At 69.9% G+C, this 17,185-nt stretch carries 15 protein-coding genes; 3 read left to right on the forward strand and 12 right to left on the reverse strand.

The window, feature by feature from the left end; translation table 11 throughout:
- Window positions 1-199: 199 nt before the first annotated feature.
- The 3 genes from CA982_RS09050 to lspA form a co-directional block, all read right to left on the reverse strand.
- Entirely contained in the window at window positions 200-1,732 is a 1,533-nt protein-coding gene (locus CA982_RS09050; RefSeq protein WP_086535003.1) for a serine/threonine-protein kinase, read from the reverse strand.
- Between the two features lie 132 nt (window positions 1,733-1,864).
- Complete coding sequence (locus CA982_RS09055; protein WP_086535004.1) at window positions 1,865-2,791, reverse strand: RluA family pseudouridine synthase; 927 nt, start codon at window positions 2,789-2,791, stop codon at window positions 1,865-1,867.
- Complete coding sequence (lspA, locus tag CA982_RS09060) at window positions 2,784-3,458, reverse strand: signal peptidase II (RefSeq protein ID WP_086535005.1); 675 nt, start codon at window positions 3,456-3,458, stop codon at window positions 2,784-2,786. Before lspA ends, CA982_RS09055 begins: the two co-directional genes overlap by 8 nt.
- Before the next feature lie 40 nt (window positions 3,459-3,498).
- Here lspA and CA982_RS09065 point away from each other — a divergent pair, with 40 nt between their 5' ends.
- Entirely contained in the window at window positions 3,499-4,446 is a 948-nt protein-coding gene (locus tag CA982_RS09065) for a hypothetical protein (protein ID WP_086535006.1), read from the forward strand.
- A gap of 125 nt (window positions 4,447-4,571) precedes the next feature.
- Here CA982_RS09065 and CA982_RS09070 read toward each other — a convergent pair whose 3' ends face one another.
- On the reverse strand, window positions 4,572-5,096 hold the full coding sequence (locus CA982_RS09070; RefSeq protein ID WP_462686307.1) for a WKL family lipoprotein: 525 nt from the start codon (window positions 5,094-5,096) through the stop codon (window positions 4,572-4,574).
- Window positions 5,097-5,329: 233 nt separating this feature from the next.
- Here CA982_RS09070 and CA982_RS09075 point away from each other — a divergent pair, with 233 nt between their 5' ends.
- On the forward strand, window positions 5,330-6,313 hold the full coding sequence (locus tag CA982_RS09075) for an asparaginase (protein WP_086535008.1): 984 nt from the start codon (window positions 5,330-5,332) through the stop codon (window positions 6,311-6,313).
- Between the two features lie 58 nt (window positions 6,314-6,371).
- Here the strand turns inward: CA982_RS09075 and CA982_RS09080 are convergent, their stop codons facing one another.
- Window positions 6,372-7,841: a DNA polymerase IV gene (locus CA982_RS09080; RefSeq protein WP_244176192.1), complete on the reverse strand. Its 1,470-nt coding sequence runs from the start codon at window positions 7,839-7,841 to the stop codon at window positions 6,372-6,374.
- 115 nt (window positions 7,842-7,956) lie between these two features.
- Window positions 7,957-8,412 (reverse strand): nitroreductase family deazaflavin-dependent oxidoreductase, encoded by a 456-nt coding sequence (locus tag CA982_RS09085; protein WP_086535009.1) that lies wholly within the window; start codon window positions 8,410-8,412, stop codon window positions 7,957-7,959.
- Window positions 8,413-8,527: 115 nt separating this feature from the next.
- On the opposite strand from CA982_RS09085, the gene CA982_RS09090 reads away from it, so the two are divergent.
- On the forward strand, window positions 8,528-9,220 hold the full coding sequence (locus CA982_RS09090) for a TetR/AcrR family transcriptional regulator (protein ID WP_086535010.1): 693 nt from the start codon (window positions 8,528-8,530) through the stop codon (window positions 9,218-9,220).
- A 27-nt stretch (window positions 9,221-9,247) separates the two neighbouring features.
- On the opposite strand, the gene CA982_RS09095 is transcribed toward CA982_RS09090, so the two are convergent.
- The 6 genes from CA982_RS09095 to CA982_RS09120 form a co-directional block, all read right to left on the reverse strand.
- Window positions 9,248-10,153: a sigma-70 family RNA polymerase sigma factor family protein gene (locus CA982_RS09095; protein WP_086535011.1), complete on the reverse strand. Its 906-nt coding sequence runs from the start codon at window positions 10,151-10,153 to the stop codon at window positions 9,248-9,250.
- 372 nt (window positions 10,154-10,525) lie between these two features.
- Window positions 10,526-11,206, reverse strand: a complete 681-nt coding sequence (locus CA982_RS09100; protein ID WP_244176186.1) for a HEAT repeat domain-containing protein — start codon at window positions 11,204-11,206, stop codon at window positions 10,526-10,528.
- 18 nt (window positions 11,207-11,224) lie between these two features.
- Window positions 11,225-14,368, reverse strand: a complete 3,144-nt coding sequence (gene ileS, locus CA982_RS09105; protein WP_279627962.1) for an isoleucine--tRNA ligase — start codon at window positions 14,366-14,368, stop codon at window positions 11,225-11,227.
- A gap of 390 nt (window positions 14,369-14,758) precedes the next feature.
- Window positions 14,759-15,658 (reverse strand): hypothetical protein, encoded by a 900-nt coding sequence (locus CA982_RS09110; RefSeq protein WP_086535014.1) that lies wholly within the window; start codon window positions 15,656-15,658, stop codon window positions 14,759-14,761.
- Between the two features lie 33 nt (window positions 15,659-15,691).
- Window positions 15,692-16,507: a DivIVA-like cell division protein Wag31 gene (gene wag31 / locus CA982_RS09115; protein WP_086535015.1), complete on the reverse strand. Its 816-nt coding sequence runs from the start codon at window positions 16,505-16,507 to the stop codon at window positions 15,692-15,694.
- 334 nt (window positions 16,508-16,841) lie between these two features.
- Window positions 16,842-17,183, reverse strand: coding sequence for a YggT family protein (locus CA982_RS09120; protein ID WP_086535016.1), 342 nt, complete (start codon window positions 17,181-17,183; stop codon window positions 16,842-16,844).
- Window positions 17,184-17,185 lie beyond the last annotated feature (2 nt).

The following is a 17,185-nucleotide window of genomic DNA, read 5'->3' on the forward strand; positions in this document are numbered from 1 at the left end:
TGTCGGTTCAGTCGTCAGATGTCGGTTCGATCGGTGTGCGTCGGCGCCCAGGAGAGCCCTCGAGGACGTTCGGCGTGCCGGGTCCGATTCCGGGTCCACTCTAGGCGCGTGGACCGACACCTCCGGGGTGCCACTCCGGGTCGTGACGCATGGGACAGCTGTGGTACCACGGCGGCGCAGGCCACCGGGTTCTCCGCGATCACAGAGTTAGGAACACGACGACGATCGCGATCAGCAGCACCGCCGCGGTGATCGCCAGCAGGACGGGCAGCCGGTTCGACGGCGGGGGTATCGACCCGGCCGGATCGGCAGGGCTACGGGACGGCGGGCCGCTGCCCGCGATCGGCCGACCGGCGCGGCCCGGCGCGGCGCCGTCGGGTCGTAGGTGGTCGTTGCTCTGCCGAAAGGGGTTCGACGGCGGGTGCTGCCATACCGCCGGATCGGCGCCGGTCGCCGGCCGCGATCCCTCTCCCGGACGCACCGGCCGGCCCGGCTGCGACCCTCGAGCCGGTCGCGGCCCCTCATCCGGGCGTGGCGCGCGGGCCGGACCCCGATCGGGTGGCCTGCCCGCCTGCGCACCGCGCGCCGGTGCCGCACGCTGCGTGGCTTCCAGAGCCGGGTCGGGAGTCCCGGGGCGCCCGGGCCGGGCCGGGCGCGGATCCGCGGGGATCCGACCGGCGGCCGGGGGGTGCCCGGCGGGCGGCGGTGCCGGCCGGCCGGGTCGCATGGGCATCTCCGATGGCGGGCCCGGTACGGCGCGGCCGGCCCCGTGCGTGCCGGGTAACCTGCGGATCGTCTCCGCATCGAGGTCGGCGACAGACCTCGGGCGCACATTCCGCAGACTCGTCGCCAGGGCGTCGGCGAACTCCCGGCAACTGGCGAATCGGTCGCCGGGCGCCTTCGCCATCGCCCGGGTGACGACGGTGTCGGCCTCGGGCGAGAGTCCGGGTACGAGCTCGGACATCCGCGGCACCGGCTCTTTCAGATGCGCTCCGATGACCGCGCCGTTGTCGCGATCATCGAACGGCACGCGACCGGTGAGCAGGTGGAACGTGGTGGCCGCCAGCGAGTACTGATCGGTCCGGCCGTCGAGTCGACCGCCCGTCAACTGTTCGGGCGAGGCGTAGGACAGCGTGGCGAGGACCGTACCGACCGACGTGAGCGCCTCTGTCTCGTCGGACAGCTTGGCGACCCCGAAATCGGTCAGCAGAACCCGCCGCTCGTCGAATGACGAGTCCTCGTCGACCTCGGCGAGCAGGATGTTGGCGGGTTTCACGTCGCGGTGCAGCAGTCCGCGCCGGTTGGCGTGGTCGATCCCCCGCGCCACCTCCGACACGATGTGCACCACGCGCCGTGGGGCGAGCCGCCCTCGTGCGGCGAGTTCCCGTGCACAGTCGGTTCCCGGGACGTACTGCATGGCGATCCACAGCAGATCGGCCTCCGCGGGAGCCGAGGCCGAACCGGACGACCTCGACGCCACGGGCACGGCGGCGCGACCGCGATTGAACACGGTGACGATGTTGGGGTGGTCGAGTGTCGCCGCGACCTCGGCCTCGCGCAGGAACCGGCGACGGAAATTGCTGTCGGTGAGTCCGGCCGAGGCCTTGAGCACCTTCAGGGCGTCGTACCGCGGCAGTTCGGGATGCCGGGCGAGGAAGACCGCACCCATGCCGCCGCTGCCGAGTACCCGGTCGACGCGGTACCCGGCGACGAGGGTTCCCGGCTCGAGCACCCTCTCAATCTAGCGGGGTGTCTCGGCGATAGTCGACCGCTCTCCGGCGTTCGACCGGCGGATACCGGCCATCTGTTCTCGGGACACACCGCGCGGCGAGTTCGGCGGGCATGTCGCCCACGAGCGGCCGGATCAGGTCGCCCGCAGGATGTCGAGCGCGTGCTGCAGGTCCTCGGGATAGGACGAGGTGAACTCCACCTGCCGACCGTCGGCGGGATGGGCGAACCCCAGCGAGCGCGCGTGCAGCCACTGGCGCTCGAGACCGAGCTTCTTCGCCAGGACCGGGTCGGCGCCGTACGTCGGATCACCGCAACACGGGTGATGCAGGGCCGAGAAGTGGACCCGGATCTGGTGCGTACGACCGGTTTCGAGGTGCACGTCGAGCAGTGATGCTGCCGCGAACATCTCCAGGGTGTCGTAGTGGGTGACACTCGGTTTGCCGTTCGCGGTGACCGCGAACTTCCAGTCGTTGCCGCGGTGGCGGCCGATCGGCGCATCGATGGTCCCCGACGGCGGGTCGAGGTGCCCCTGGACCAGTGCGTGGTATCCCTTGTCGACGGTCCGCTGTTTGAAGGCGCGCTTGAGCAGTGTGTACGCCCGCTCGGACACCGCGACCACCATGACTCCCGAGGTGCCGACGTCGAGCCGGTGGACGATGCCCTGACGTTCATGCGCACCCGAGGTCGAGATCCGGAACCCGGCGGCGGCCAGCGCCCCGATGACCGTCGGGCCGCTCCAGCCGACGGACGGATGCGCGGCCACCCCCACCGGCTTGTCGACGACGACGATGTCGGAGTCGTGATAGATGACCTCGAGGTCCTCGACGGGCGTCGGCTCGACGCGCAGCGGTTCCTCGGGCTCGGGCAGGGTCACGTGCAGCATCGTGCCCGCGGCCAGCTTGTGGGACTTCCCCACCGCCACCCCGTCGACGACGACATCGCCGTCCTCGGCGAGGGTGGCGACGACGGTGCGCGACAGCCCGAGCATCCGCGAGACGCCGGCGTCCACGCGCATGCCGTCCAGGCCGTCGGGCACCGGCAGGAAACGCGACTCACGCATGGGCACCGCCCTCGGTGCCCTCAGGGCCCGCGGTGTCGCGCTCGTCGCGCCGGTCACGCCGGGCGGCCCAGCCCGTCCGGGTGCCGTCGTAGTCGAAGCCGAGCGCCGACAGGACGACCAGCAGGATCGCGCCGCAGACGACGGCGGAGTCGGCGACGTTGAACACCGGCCACCATCCCACCGACACGAAGTCGACCACGTGACCCTGAAGCGGTTGCGGTGCCCGGAAGATCCGGTCCATCAGATTCCCGATGGCCCCACCGAGTACGAGTGCCAGACCGGCCACCCACCACCAGGACCGCAGGCGGCTGCTGTAGCGGATGATGACGAGGACCACCACCAGGGCGATGATCGAGAGCACCCAGGTGTATCCGGTCGCGAGCGAGAATGCCGCCCCGCTGTTGCGGATGAGACGCAGGGTCACGAAGTCGCCGATGATCTCCACCGGGCGTGCCGGATCCAGCGTGGCGACCGCGATCGTCTTCGTCAGCTGGTCGAGGCCCAGGATGACGAGTGCGACGCCGAGCACCGCGAGGGTGACCTTCGGGAGCCGGCCGCTGCGCTCGCGTACAGACGTGTCGGTGTCGTCGGGTCCGGTGTCGGCCCCCGGTTCGACACTTCCGTGCGGGTCCACGTGCTCTCGATCCGTCAGGGGTTGGTCATCCACAGCATCATTGTCCACGACCCGTCGAATACCCTGGCTACCCGTGTCCCCGCATCCCCGCCGCCTCCGGTCCGTCGTCTCGTCGATCGCGGCGGCGACCGCGCTGTCGGTACTGGTCGCGGGATGCTCGTCGGACGCCGACGAGACGCCCGGCGCCGCGGGACCGAGCACGTCGGCGGGCTGCAGCACCGGCTCGCCGTCTCGTGCTGCCGGTGCGGCGCCGGTCCCGATCGCACCGGCGACGGTGACGATCGTCGACCCGGGCAACGGCGAACGCCGGGTGCCCACGACCGCACCGGATGTCGCGACCGCCCAGTCGGTGACCCTGGTGACGACGTCGGAGGTCGCGTCACCGGGCAGCGCGGACGCCCAGACCGTCGAGATGCCCCTCACGGCACGCTTCGGCTGCACCGATCTCGCCGACCTCGAACTCGCCCTCGGCACGGTCACATCGCCCGACCCGGCACTGAACGAGGCGATGGCGGCGATGGCCGGCGCGACGGCCGGGCTCACCCTCGGTCCGGGATATGCGCCGGTGTCGCTGCGTATCGCGCCGCCGGAGCAGGCGGGAGGCGAGGCGCGTCTCGCGGTCGAGCAGGCGCTGGTGTCGGCGTTCAACACCGCGGTGGTCCTGCCGACCGAACCCGTCGCGGTCGGTGCGACGTGGCGCAGCGAACGGGTCATCGCGGCGGCGGCGACCGTCACCCAGACGATCGAGGCACGACTCACCTCCTGGGACGGCAACCGGCTGACCATTGACTACACGGCCGACGAGACGCCGGTGAACTCGGTGTTCGCGATCCCCGGCGGTGGTGACAGTCTCACCATCAGCCGCTACAGCTACGCCGGCGAGGGCACGGTCACCGTCGATCTGACCCGCGGGCTCCCGGTGTCCGGGAAGGCCACCTACCGCGGGGCCCGCGAACTCGTCGGCGCGGACCCGGGCCGTCCGCTGTTGCAGCAGACCGGCCTGTCCGTCACCTGGCGCTGAACGCCGACGGCCCCGGGTCGCCGACATCTGTCGGCGATCCGGGGCCGCGGATCACGATGTGCGAGAGACGGGCCGAAAGGCGCCGTCGCAGACGCCACTCCACTCCGTGACGAGGCGGAGAGAGGTCAGCTCGCGGGGGCACACATGGCGCTCTGGACCTGGTAGAGGCCGAGGAGGTTGCACACGGTCTCGTTCGACAGCTTCCAGCGTCCGTCGTCGTAGACGATGGTCGACTCGGCGTTGGTCGGCGGGTTGCCTGCGGTCTCGATCCGGACCTTGACGCGGGCCTTGTTGGGGCCGGCGCTGATCACCGGGTTGACGAGGACCCAGTCGACGTCGGAGTTCTCGGCTCGCGCCTTGACCAGCTCGTCGAAGATCGCCGGGTCCTTCTCCGAACCCTCGACGAGCTCCACCTTCTGGGCCCGCGGGATGTTCGGGTCGACCGCCTTGTCGACCAGCTCGTTGAGGGCCGCGATCGACGGCGGGTTGCTGCCGTCGGTGATCTCGGAGCCGCCGCCGGCGGCTGCGGTGTCGGTGCTGGTGAGCGTCGGTGCGGGTGGTGCGTCGGCGTCGTCACCGCCACAGGCCGCGACGGTGGTCATCAACGCTGCCGCGATCATGGTCGCGCCCAGAAATTTCCGATACTTCAACGATCTCCCTCACTGTGTTCTCGGGTATGGGGTTGCGCCGGTGGGCGCTGCTCGTACCGCGATGCCGGAAGTGTCTGCCGGGTACGACCCGGCGACGGCCCACACCACTATGCCAAACGACGAGCGCTGCGGGTCCCCGGTATCGACGACAGGCACCGGCGATCCGGCCGTCCGACGGCGCCGAGCAGGCAACGCTTGACGGGCCGCCCGGGTTCCGGTGAACCTTGGGCACCATGACAGGCACCCCGCCCACCGGCACCCCCGCGATCGTGCTGATCAGCACCGGAGGCACCATCGCAGCCCACCGCACCGCCGACGGCGCGGTACCCGCACTCGGTTCCGTCGAACTCCTGACCGCGGTCGGCACAACCGACACCGGTCCGGCGATCCGTACCGTCGATCTGATGTCGGTGGACAGCTCGGCGATGACGGTCGCCGACCAGTTCGCAGTGGTCCGCGCGATCGCCGACGCGCTCGCCGACCCTGCGGTCCGCGGCGTGGTGGTCACGCATGGCACCGACACGATGGAGGAGACCGCCTTCCTCGCCGACCTGTATGCCACCGACGACCGGCCGGTGGTCTTCACCGGCGCCATGCTGCCGTCGGACTCCCCGGAGGCCGATGGTCCGACGAACCTCGGCGCCGCGCTGGCCGCGGTCGTCGACCCGACCACCCGCGGTCGTGGCGTCCTCGTGGCCATGGGAGGTCGGCTGCTACCGGCGTGCGGTCTGTTCAAGGTGTCCACCACCGACCTCGCCGCCTTCGACACCGTGCAGGCCGGCGGTCCCGTGGACCGCCCACCGCTCTCACACCGGGTGCTGACCGGGCCGGTGCCGATCGGACGGACGGCACGGGTCGACGCCTTCACCCTCTATCCGGGAGTGTCGCCGGGTCTGATCGCCGCGTCCGTCGCCCAGAACGCCGCGGGGTTGGTCCTGGCGGCCACCGGGGCGGGGAACACCCATCCGGACATCACCGCGGAGGTGGCACTCGCCGTGCAGCGCGGGGTCATCGTCGTCGTGACCAGCCGTGTCCCCTACGGCGAGGTGTCGGCGACCTACGGCGGGGGCGGCGGTGCCGTCGATCTGCGGCGGGCCGGCGCGATCGTGTCACCCTGGTTGCGCGCACCGCAGGCGCGGATGGCCCTGATCGCCCTGGTGACCGCCGGGCACGACCTCGATGTCATCACGGATTTCTTTGTCGCCCACCACTCATGAGGGGTACCGCCGACATCGGCCGGCCGCGCGGGTGTCCCCCGCCGCCTGCCTCCGCGGGTCAGTCGGCGTCGGGGAGGTCCCATTCGAGGCTGTCGAGCGGGTTCGCCGGACAGAGCTCGGGGTCGTCGACCGGGAAGGTGCGGGTGCGTCCGGGCCCGCTCGTCCGCGTCTCGAAACGCACGGTGACGACGCCGTGACCACTGCCCTGGACCCAGCCGTGTCCGTGGTCGGGATGGGTCACGTCGGCACCCGGCCCGAAGCGTCCGACCGGCATCGAACTGCCACCCGGCGCGAAGCGCGGAGGTGCGGACGGCGAGTCCGGCTCCGGTGCGGCGAGTGCCGCGCCGACACCGTCGACCAGCGGGCCGGCCGTCTCGGCCCCGGCCACCGGCACAGGCACCGCCACCCCGTCTGCATCCGCGGCGCCGCCGTCGGCCGTGTCGTGGTGAGTGGTCTGGACATCGCTCGCCCCCGCCGCGCCCACATCGTCGAACAAGGCGTACTGCTGGACGGCGGTGAGGCCCGAGAAGCTCACGCCGACAAGGCGGATGGCGCCGATCGAACGGGGATCGAGTGCGAGTCGCTGCGCCGTGCGCTCGAGATCGTCGAAGTCGGTGGTGGCCGTCGCGGTGGTCGCCGAGCGCGTCAGAATCGACATGTCGGATCTCTTGAGCTTCAGCACCACGGTGCGTGCGCCCCGTCCGTCGGCCCGTAGCCGGCGGTGAGCGTCGACGGCGGCCTTGCGGATGGCGGGCCGGAGCGCCTCGAGTTCGACGATGTCCTCCGCGAAGGTCGACTCGGCGCTGATCTGCTTCGCGGAGGCACGTTCGGCGACGGGCCGGTCGTCGATGCCGTGCGCGAGACGATGCAGGGCGGGTCCGACGGTGCCGCCGAGCACGGAGGCGACCTCGACCGGCGACATCGCCGCGAGGTCACCGATGGTCACGATGCCCAGGCGCGCCAGTCGATCACCCGACACGGGGCCGATGCCCCACAGCTTGCGCACCGGGAGCGAATGCAGAAAATCCAGCTGCCCGGACGGCGGGATCACCATCACCCCATCGGGTTTGGCCATACCCGAGGCGATCTTCGCCAGCTGTTTGCCGCTCCCGAGTCCGACCGACGCCGCGAGTCCGACGTCGGACCGGATCCGGGACCGGAGCCGCTCGGCGAAATCGCGGGCCTCGTCGACCGTCGCTCCCACGAGTTCGGCCGGCTCGCCGAACGCCTCGTCGAACGACAGTGTCTCGATGATCGGCACCTCTTCGCGCACAATGCCGAAGACGCGTTTGCTGACCGTGCTGTACACCGATCCGCGCGGCGGGATGACCACGCCGGTCGGCCCGATGAGCCGACGAGCCTGGTGCATCGGCATCGCCGAACCGGCGCCGAACACGCGGGCCTCGTAGCTGGCCCCGGCAACCACCCCACGCCCGCCGGACCCGCCGACGAGGACCGGCCGGCCGCGCAGCGTCGGCCGGGTGAGCTGTTCGACGGAGGCGAAGAAGGCGTCCATGTCGAGGTGCATCACCCAACGCGGGCTGCGTTCGGCCCCCTGTCCGGCCGCCGCGATCCCGGGGTGCTGCGACACCACACCGCGTCGCTGCGGCGGTTCGGGCTCGGGACGTGACACCCCACCGAGTCTAGTGAGCAGCGGTGACGGCGAAGACGGGGATCAGGTGGGCATGCGCGGCGAGTTCGTCGTCCGATGACGAGGCCTCGAGGCCCGCGGGCAGGAAGCGCGCGACCTCCCACCCCCAGCGGCGCAGATACTCGCGGATGACCGGCGCGCGGAGCGCAGGGGCGAGCTCGGTGAGGGTGACGATGGCCCGGCGCCGGCCACGGCGCAGTTCGACGGTCCCGGCCGCACGCGCGTTCCGCACCCACTGGGTGTCGCCGCGGACGGCGACGAGGTAGTCCGCCCCGTCGCGCCGCAGCACGTTGACGGGCACCCGCTGCGGTGTGCCGGTCCGCCGGCCGACGACGGTGAGCGTCTGCGCCCCGGCCAGATTGACCCCGTGGTCGGCGAGCCAGCGGACGGCGCGGTTGAAGACGGCGTCGAATCCGCTCGGCGCCTTGTAGTGGGCAGTCGCGGTCATGGTCGGCCTTTCGTCGAGGAGGCGATTGATGAGAGCAGTGCTCTCGAATTGAGTATGCAGTCACCTCGCGAGGAAATCAAGAGCACTGCTCTCGGTCTGTGGCAGGATCATCGCCATGGCCACCGGACGAAGCCGCGCGGAGAACCGCGCGATGATGACCGACGAGATCCGTCGGCTGGGACGCGAACACCTGACCACCTACGGAGCGGCCGGGCTCTCCCTGCGCGCCATCGCCCGCGACCTGGGCGTCGTCTCCTCCGCGGTGTATCGGTACGTCCCGAGCCGCGACGAATTGCTGACCATGCTCCTGGTGGAGGCCTACACCGACATCGCGGATGCGGTCGATGCGGCGGCCGACTCCATCGACGCCTCCCGCCGGCGCGAACGCCTCGCGGCCGCGGCTGCGGCGGCGCGGACGTGGGCGCTCGCCGACCCAGCCCGATGGGCGCTCATCCATGGAAGTCCGGTGCCCGGTTACTCCGCCCCCGGCGACCGGACCATCGGTCCGGGTACGCGCATCCCCGTCCGGCTTCTCCGCGAGTGCGCCGCCGCCCACCACGACGGGCAGCTGCGGACCGACCTGGCTTCTCCGACAACCGATGTCGCCACGGACATGGATGCGATCCGCGACGAGTTCGACCTCGACACGCCGGCCGCGGTCCTGGCCGCGGCCACCACACTGTGGGCGGTGCTCATCGGCGCGATCAGTCTGGAGACCTTCGGCCAGTACGGGACGGACACCTTCGCGCACCCCGAACAGCTGTTCCGGTTCCAGATCGAGCAGACGCTCTCCGGACTGTTCGCCTGACGTGTCATTCCGCGAGCCGACGGAAGGTCACCGGGTCACGGATCGGGGATGCTCGACCCCACCGAGCTTGTCGGGGTTGCGCATCACGTAGATGTCGTCGATCAGACCGTCGACGACGCGGAGGGTCAGGGCGGTCTGCAGTCGGCCGTCGAAATACAGGATCATCCCCGGCTGACCGTTGAACATCGCGAACTCGGCGCGATAGTCGTCGAGCACCGCACCGATCCGGGCGAATCCGGACAGCACCTGCATGACCGCGGGGGCACCACACATGGGTCGGCGGACCGCGGTGGTCTTGCCGTCGCTGTCCGAGGTGAGCACCACGTCCGGTGTCATGAGAGTCAGCAGGGTCTCGGCGTCACCCGATTCGGCCGCCGCCAGGAAAGCATCGACGATCTGCGCGGCGCGGGCGCGGTCCACCGGATCGAACCGGGGCCGCCGGCGTTCGACGAGGGACCGGGCCTGTTCCGCGATCCGCTCCACGTCCCCCACCGTCGGCGGCAGCATCGCGGCGATCGCGTCGGCGCCGAACCCGAACACCTCGCGCAGGACGTACACCGCTCGGGCCTCGGGCTCGAGTTCTTCCAAGACCACGAGCAGCGCGGTCGACACCGCCTCGGCGAGACCCGCGTCGGTCATGGGGTCGTCGTCGAACCGGATGGGCTCGGGCAGCCACGGTCCGGTGTAATCGCCCGCGGCGCGCCGACGGAGGGTCAGCGCGTCGACCGCGATTCGCACGACCGCTGCGGTGAGATGCGGCCGACCATCCACGGACCCGACCTCCGACCGGCAGCGCGGACTCTCCCACAGGCATTGCCGGACAACGTCATCGGCGTCGGTGGCCGAGCCGAGGATCTCGTAGGCCACGGTGAACAGCAACGGTCCGAGTGCGGCGTGGTGCATGGTGCGGGGGTCCACGTCTGTGCCGGTCATCGAGCGGCCTCCTGAACGGGTCGGGCGGTGGACGCCGGGAGGTGTTCCCGACGCCGCCGGGTCCGTGTTCCCCGGGACCGCGACCGGAGCCGCGCGACCCGGCGATCTCGCCCGGATGGGTGCTCACCGAGCGAGGCCGGGTCGCGGCAGTGTCCACACGGTACGCGACGGGCGCACCGCCTCGGCGTAAGAGCGGCAATCAGGTCCCGGATCGTCGCTCTCGTGCGAGGCTCGGTCGGCGCGCCGGTCCGGCTTCGGCAACCCACGCGGGACGGCGCGAGGCCGCCGAACCTCGATCCCCCTGCGCTGCACCATGATACGACGCCGTCGGCACACCGGTTCGGCCTCGACGACGCCGCCGCCACGCCTCGATCAGGACAGCGCAGTCATGCGTTTCTTGGCGCGATTCGTCCGGACGATCCACTGCACGTCCGCGTCGGCGTCAGAGGCCAGCGTGTCGAAAGCGACCATCCCGGGCCGTGGGTCCGCGGCCACGGCAACACTCCAGCAGTAGCCGAGTGCCTGCCGGAGGGTCCGCGCCGCCGGCGAGCGGCGGGCAGCACCCGATAGCCCGGTCAGTACCGCGGTCGCGCGGTGACACGCGTCGATGGCCGCGGCCGCAGCGGCCGGCGAATCGAGCAGTCGCGGTTCGCAGATGGTCGCGACCGCCGCCCGGGCGATCAACGGATCGGGATCGACCGACCACGCGAGCACCACCTGCTCCACCGTCTCGCGCGCAGTGTCGGCAGCCAGCTGCAGGCCGATCACCACACCCTCACGAACACGCCATCGATCGTCGGTCGCCAGCTCGCGAAGCAGTGTGATGACACCCGGCATCGCGACACGGGCACCCGACGACACCGCACCGCAGAACGTTCGATACTCGTCGCCACTGTGGAGCAGTTCGTCGATCAGCTGTTGATCGGCCATGGCCGACAGCGCAATCGCCAGCGAGGTGTTCGCCCGCGGGCCCGGCAGACCGGAGTGGGAATCCAGGAAGTCCGGCCACTCGGCGCGGTCGACCTGTTCCAGCTCGGCTGTCCACCGCTTCACCGGATCACCCGACATGCGTCAACTCGCCTTCGCCACGTCGGCGGTCACGCCGTCACCGAGCTCGATGCTGCCGGCGTCGCCGTCACCGGTGACCTCGAATCGCACCGCGAGCACCTCGCCCGCGATCAGATCGGCGTGGGTCTGCGCCCAGTCCAGGCGCTCGGCGGGCACGACGAGTCGCACGGTGATCCGGTCGGAGACGTCGAGTCCCAGGGTGCGCCGGGCATCCTGCAGCTCGCGTACCCGGTCCTTCGCCCATCCCTCGGCCTCCAGTTCGGGCGTGACGGTCGTGTCCAGGACGACCAGACCGTTCCCGCCCGGCAACTCCGCGGTGGAATCGGGCTCGACGGCCACGAGCCGTCGGGTGAACTCGCCCTCGCGGAGTTCGATGCCGTCGGCGACGACCACCTCCGACCCGTCGGAACCCTCACTCACCGTCCAGTCGCCCGACTTCACCGCCTTGATGGCTCGTTGCACATCCTTGCCCAGTCGCGGTCCGGCGGCTCGGGCGTTGACCGCGATCTCGTAGCGCCCGTAGTCGCTCGCGTCGGCGGCGAGGGTGACGGTCTTGACGTTCATCTCGTCCTTGACCAGATCGACGAACGGCTCCAGCGACGCAGCCGCCGGCGAGGCGACCGTCAGGCCCGGCAATGGCAGACGCACCCGCAGCTTGTTGGCCTTGCGGACACTCGACGCCGTCGAGCACACAGCCTGGACCTGGTCCATCGCGGTGACCAGGTCGGCATCGGCCGGGAGTTCGTCGCTCGTCGGCCAGTCGGTCAGGTGCACCGACCGCTCGCCGGTGAGACCCCGCCAGATCGCCTCGGTCGCCAGCGGGAGCAGCGGCGAGGCGAGCCGGCAGGCCACCTCGAGCACGGTGTAGAGCGTGTCGAATGCGTCGGTGTCCTCGTCCTGGCCCGCCCAGAAGCGCGCGCGGGACCGTCGCACATACCAGTTGGTGAGCGACTCGACGAACTCGCGGAAGGCGTCACATGCCCCCGCGATGTCGTAGATGTCGAGGGCCTCGGTCATCGTCTCGCGCGTCGTCGCCAGCTTGGCCAGGATGTAGCGGTCCAGCACATGCTGCGAGTCGGTCCGCCAGGTCGCCGGGCGCTCGGCGTACAGCTGCAGGAAGCTGTAGGCGTTCCACAGTGGCAGGAGCGCCTGGCGCACCCCCTCGCGGATGCCCCGTTCGGTGACGACGAGGTTGCCGCCGCGCAGGATCGGTGAGGCCATCAGGAACCACCGCATCGCATCCGAGCCGTCGCGGTCGAAGACCTCGTTCACGTCCGGATAGTTGCGCTTCGACTTCGACATCTTCTGACCGTCGTCACCCAGCACGATCCCGTGCGCGGCAACAGTCTTGAACGCCGGGCGATCGAACAGCGCGGTCGCCAGCACGTGCAGGGTGTAGAACCAGCCGCGGGTCTGCCCGTTGTATTCGACGATGAAGTCGCCCGGATTGTGCGCCGGGGCATTCGCGGAGTCACCCCCGTCGAACCAGTCGCGGTTCTCGAACGGGTAGTGCACCTGAGCGAAGGGCATCGACCCCGACTCGAACCAGCAGTCGAGGACCTCGGGCACGCGCCGCATCGTCGACTTCCCGCTCGGGTCGTCGGGATTCGGGCGGGTGAGTTCGTCGATGAACGGGCGGTGCAGATTGTCCGGCCGCACCCCGAAGTCGCGTTCGAGGTCGTCGAGCGAACCGTAGACGTCGATCCGCGGGAACTCGGGGTCGTCGGACACCCAGACCGGCAGTGGCGCACCCCAATACCGGTTCCGGCTGATGTTCCAGTCCCGGGCGCCCTCGAGCCACTTGCCGAACTGCCCGTCCCGGATGTGTTCGGGCACCCAGGTGATCTGCTTGTTCAGCTCCACCATGCGGTCGCGGAACTGCGTCACCGCGACGAACCACGACGGCACCGCCATGTAGATGAGCGGCTGGCCCGACCGCCACGAGTGCGGGTAGGAGTGCTCGATGGTCTCGTGGCGGAGGATCCGGCCGGTTTCCTTCAGGTCCTTGATGATCACCGGGTTGGCGTCGAAGACCATCAACCCCTCGTACGGCGGGACCTGCGAGGTGAAGCGCCCGCCCGGGTCGAGCGGCTGCACCACCTCGATGCCGTTGGCGGTCGCGAGGTCCATGTCCTCCTCACCGAAAGCCGGTGCGAGATGGACGATTCCGGTTCCGCTGTCAGTGGTCACGTAGTCGCCCAAGAGCACCCGATGCGAGTTCGGATGGCCGACGAAGAAGTCGAAGGGCGGTGTGTAGGAGAGGTTTTCCAGGTCCTTGCCCAGATGGGTGCCGACCACCTCCGGATCGACGATCTCCTTCGCATACGCACCGAGCAGCGCTTCGGCGAGGAGATACTGCCGGCCGTCTCCCGCCCTGACGTGCACGTATGTGACGTCAGGGTTGACCGCGATCGCGAGGTTGGACGGCAGCGTCCACGGCGTCGTCGTCCAGATCAGCGCGTTGACCCCGTCCAGCGACGAGAGCGGGCCGTCGGGAACCGAGAGTGGCATGGTCACGGTGACCGCCGGGTCCTGCCGCATCCGGTATGCGTCGTCGAGCTTGGACTCCTGATTCGACAGTGGTGTCTGCTCGTACCAGCTGTACGGCAGCACGCGGTAGCCCTGGTAGATGAGCCCCTTGTCGTAGAGCGCCTTGAACGCCCACATCACCGACTCCATGAAGTCGAGATCGAGCGTCTTGTAATCGTTGTCGAAGTCGACCCAGCGGGCCTGGCGGGTCACGTAATCGCGCCACTCCCCCGTGTACCGCAGCACCGAGTCACGGCAGTACTCGTTGAATTTCGCCATGCCCATCTTCTCGATCTCCGACTTGTCGGTGATCCCGAGCTGGCGTTCGGCCTCGAGCTCGGCGGGCAGACCGTGTGTGTCCCACCCGAACCGGCGGTCCACCTTCTTGCCGCGCATCGTCTGGTACCGCGGTACCAGATCCTTGACGTACCCGGTCAGCAGATGACCGTAGTGCGGCAGTCCGTTCGCGAACGGCGGACCATCGTAGAAGACGAATTCCTCGGCGTCGTCGCGATTCTCGATCGACGCGGCGAAGGTGGAATCGGTATCCCAGTACTGCAGCACCCGCTGTTCCACGGACGGGAAGTCGGGCGCGCTGCGCCCGGTGCCCCCGGTCATGTCGACCTTCGGGTACACCCGCGCGTTCTGGGTGGGGTCGGTCGCGTCGCTCACGGCTCGTCTCCTCGTGCCTGGTGATGTCTCATCGGCACGGGGACGCAGTCCGGAGGTCTGCGCGGTACCACCCCGCTTGCGCCGGAGATCCGGCGCCACTCGACGAACCGCCCCGGCGAAGTCCCGGACGATCCCATGGCTGTGACGGGCCACACCCGCCCGGTTCTACTGGGTGCCGCACCGACGGACCGTCCACTTCGACGATGCGCGGTCAGCGACTCTGTTCTTCCGGGTGCTCCCCGGTGATGGCCGGATCAACGCGTCAACCAGTGTAGCGACGACCCATCCGGTCGGGCCAGCGGGTTCGGCGGCGCCCGATACGCCCGCGCCACCGGGTCAGTCAGCCGGCGGATGCCAATTCGGATCGAGCGGATCGAAATCCGGGCGCCGACGGCGAGACGCGGAATCGTCGGGCCGTTCGTGAGGCGTCGACCAGTCGTCCGGTCCGGGCGTGTCGCCGCCCGGCGCGTTGTCGGGAGCCCACTCCGACTGCGTCGGATCGAACGGTCGTTGCTGCCCCGACGACGGTAAGGCCGGCGGACGTTGTCCCCAGGGCTGCGGCCGGCCGGGCTGGCCAGACGACTGCGGCGAGCCGGACACGAACTGACCGGCCTGCGGCCGGGGCGGCTGCGGGGCCCGCGACTGTTGCTCGGACCCCGGCTGCGGCGGGACGGGGCCGGCCGGTGGCGACCCATAACGCTGCGGCGTCGGCCGACCCGCTGGGCCGGGGGGTCCCCCCGCTGCGCGCGCACCGTCGGGTGCGACGCCTGGCGCGGGGTCGTTCGCGCTCGGCGCGTCGGCACCGACCGAACGTAGGTAGTCCTCGAGAGTGCCCTCGCGACGTTCCGGCGCCGGACGGCTCGGGGGTGCCGAGCGCTCCGGAGCGGCCATTCCGGGCTCGAAGGAGCCGGGCCGGTATGCGGATGGTCCGGGATCAGCCGTTTCCGCGGCGTCGGACACGGGATGCCGACGGGTGGGCGCGTCCGCAGCGCCCTCGTCCACCGGTGCACGTTCGGCGTCGGAGTCGGTCGCGTCGCGACCGGCACCCGGGACCATCTCCTCGAGTGACCGACCCGCCTCGCCCTTGCGGCCGGCGAACACATCTGCCAGCAGGAAGCCGAGCCCGACCAGGCAGACCACGATGCAGGCCACGGCCAGCCACACGGTCCCGGTGATGAGACCGAGAATGAGCAGCACGAACCCGAGAAGGGTTGCGGCCAAGGCCAAGGTCAGCACATCACCAACCTACCGCGCACCGATTCGCCCAGGTCAGCTGGGTGAGTAGCTGCTGAATCCACCGTTACCCGGATCGTTCGAGAACGACTGATCGGGCCGGCCACCCTCGACGGGCGCCGCACTGCCACGCTGCTGGAGTTCCTCGAGCTGCGATTCCAGGTAGGTCTTGAGACGCGTCCGGTACTCACGCTCGAAGGTCTTGAGCTGTTCGATCCGGCCCTCGAGCACGCCGCGCTGCTGGTTGATCGTGCCCATGATCTCGCTGTGCTTGCGCTCTGCGTCGCTCTGCAGCGCGTCCGCACGCTCCTGCGCCTGACGCAGCTGCGCCTCCGACCGCGTCTGCGCGTCGGCCAGGATGGCCTCCGACCGCTGGCGGGCATCTGCGAGCATCGCGTCGGACTTGGTCTGTGCCTCGGAGACCAGCGTGTCGGCACGGGTCTGGGCGTCGGAGAGCATCGCGTCGGCGTCCGCGCGGGCGCTCCCGGTCAGACGGTCCGCGGTGTCCTGCGCCAGCGCGAGCACGCGCGCCGCGCGCACGTTGGCATCGTCGTTGGTCGCCTGCGGGGCCGGTGTCGGCGCCGGGGCGGGAGGTTCGGGTGCCGCTGCGGGCTTGGCGAACATCTGGGTCCGGTCGTCCGCGGAGGAGCCGGCACCGGAGCGGGCGTCGGCGAGCTCTCCCTCGAGCTCCTCGACGCGCTGCTTGAGGTCGGTGTTCTCCTCGATCAGCCGGGCGAGTTCGGCTTCGACGAAGTCGAGGAACTGATCGACCTCATCCTCGTTGTAACCGCGCTTACCGATGGGCGGTTTGCTGAACGCGACGTTGTGCACATCAGCTGGAGTCAGCCGCATGTCGGTTCCCCTCGTGTCTGGTGGTGAACTTGTGTTCAGTTGGCGGGCCGTCCAACCCGGATCGCGCGACGGTGAGTCGTTCGACCAATACAGGTTGTCACTAACTATTCATACCAGTCAAAAATTGTAACTGGCGTCCAATCCTGTCACACGCGAACCGTGGGTCGCATCTCTTCGATGCGCTGTTGACATGAAACAGTCATCCGAAGATGACTTACAACGGTAGACCATCGCCGAACCACGGGGTACCCGCCTCCGCGCGGTCGCGCATCTCCGGGCGAGCGTCGGCCGCGGCTTCCTCGGCGGGCGAGCCGGGTCGCGGCGGACGAGGCGATCAGTGACGGACGAGTTGTGCGGCGATCGCCAGCGAATCGGCCAGGGCGTCGGCGCGCAGACCGTTCACGATGTTCATGCCGATGATCACGACGAGCATGACGATCATGAGCGAGAGGTCGAGCCGGATGGGTCCGAGCGGGATCGGCGGGAGGACGCGACGCAGGGCCTTGATCGGGGGGTCGGTCACGGTGAAGACCATCTCGATGACGACCACCGCGACGCCGGTCGGACGCCATTCACGAGCGAAGGTTCGAACCAGTTCGACGACCAGCCGACCCAGGAGGAGCAACCAGAAGATCAGCAGGATGTAGTACAAGACGCTCAACAGAATCGCAGCCACGC

The organism is Gordonia lacunae (genome assembly GCF_002149015.1).
Classification (GTDB): Bacteria; Actinomycetota; Actinomycetes; order Mycobacteriales; family Mycobacteriaceae; genus Gordonia; species Gordonia lacunae.

Excerpts from the sequence above, each read along its gene's own strand:
- CA982_RS09095 (WP_086535011.1), bottom strand. The coding sequence starts at position 10,153 with ATGACCGGCACAGACGTGGACCCCCGCACCATGCACCACGCCGCACTC.
- CA982_RS09075 (WP_086535008.1), top strand. The coding sequence starts at position 5,330 with ATGACAGGCACCCCGCCCACCGGCACCCCCGCGATCGTGCTGATCAGC.
- CA982_RS09085 (WP_086535009.1), bottom strand. The coding sequence starts at position 8,412 with ATGACCGCGACTGCCCACTACAAGGCGCCGAGCGGATTCGACGCCGTC.
- CA982_RS09080 (WP_244176192.1), bottom strand. The coding sequence starts at position 7,841 with ATGCACCTCGACATGGACGCCTTCTTCGCCTCCGTCGAACAGCTCACC.
- CA982_RS09090 (WP_086535010.1), top strand. The coding sequence starts at position 8,528 with ATGGCCACCGGACGAAGCCGCGCGGAGAACCGCGCGATGATGACCGAC.
- wag31 (WP_086535015.1), bottom strand. The coding sequence starts at position 16,507 with ATGCGGCTGACTCCAGCTGATGTGCACAACGTCGCGTTCAGCAAACCG.
- CA982_RS09055 (WP_086535004.1), bottom strand. The coding sequence starts at position 2,791 with ATGCGTGAGTCGCGTTTCCTGCCGGTGCCCGACGGCCTGGACGGCATG.
- ileS (WP_279627962.1), bottom strand. The coding sequence starts at position 14,368 with ATGACCGGGGGCACCGGGCGCAGCGCGCCCGACTTCCCGTCCGTGGAA.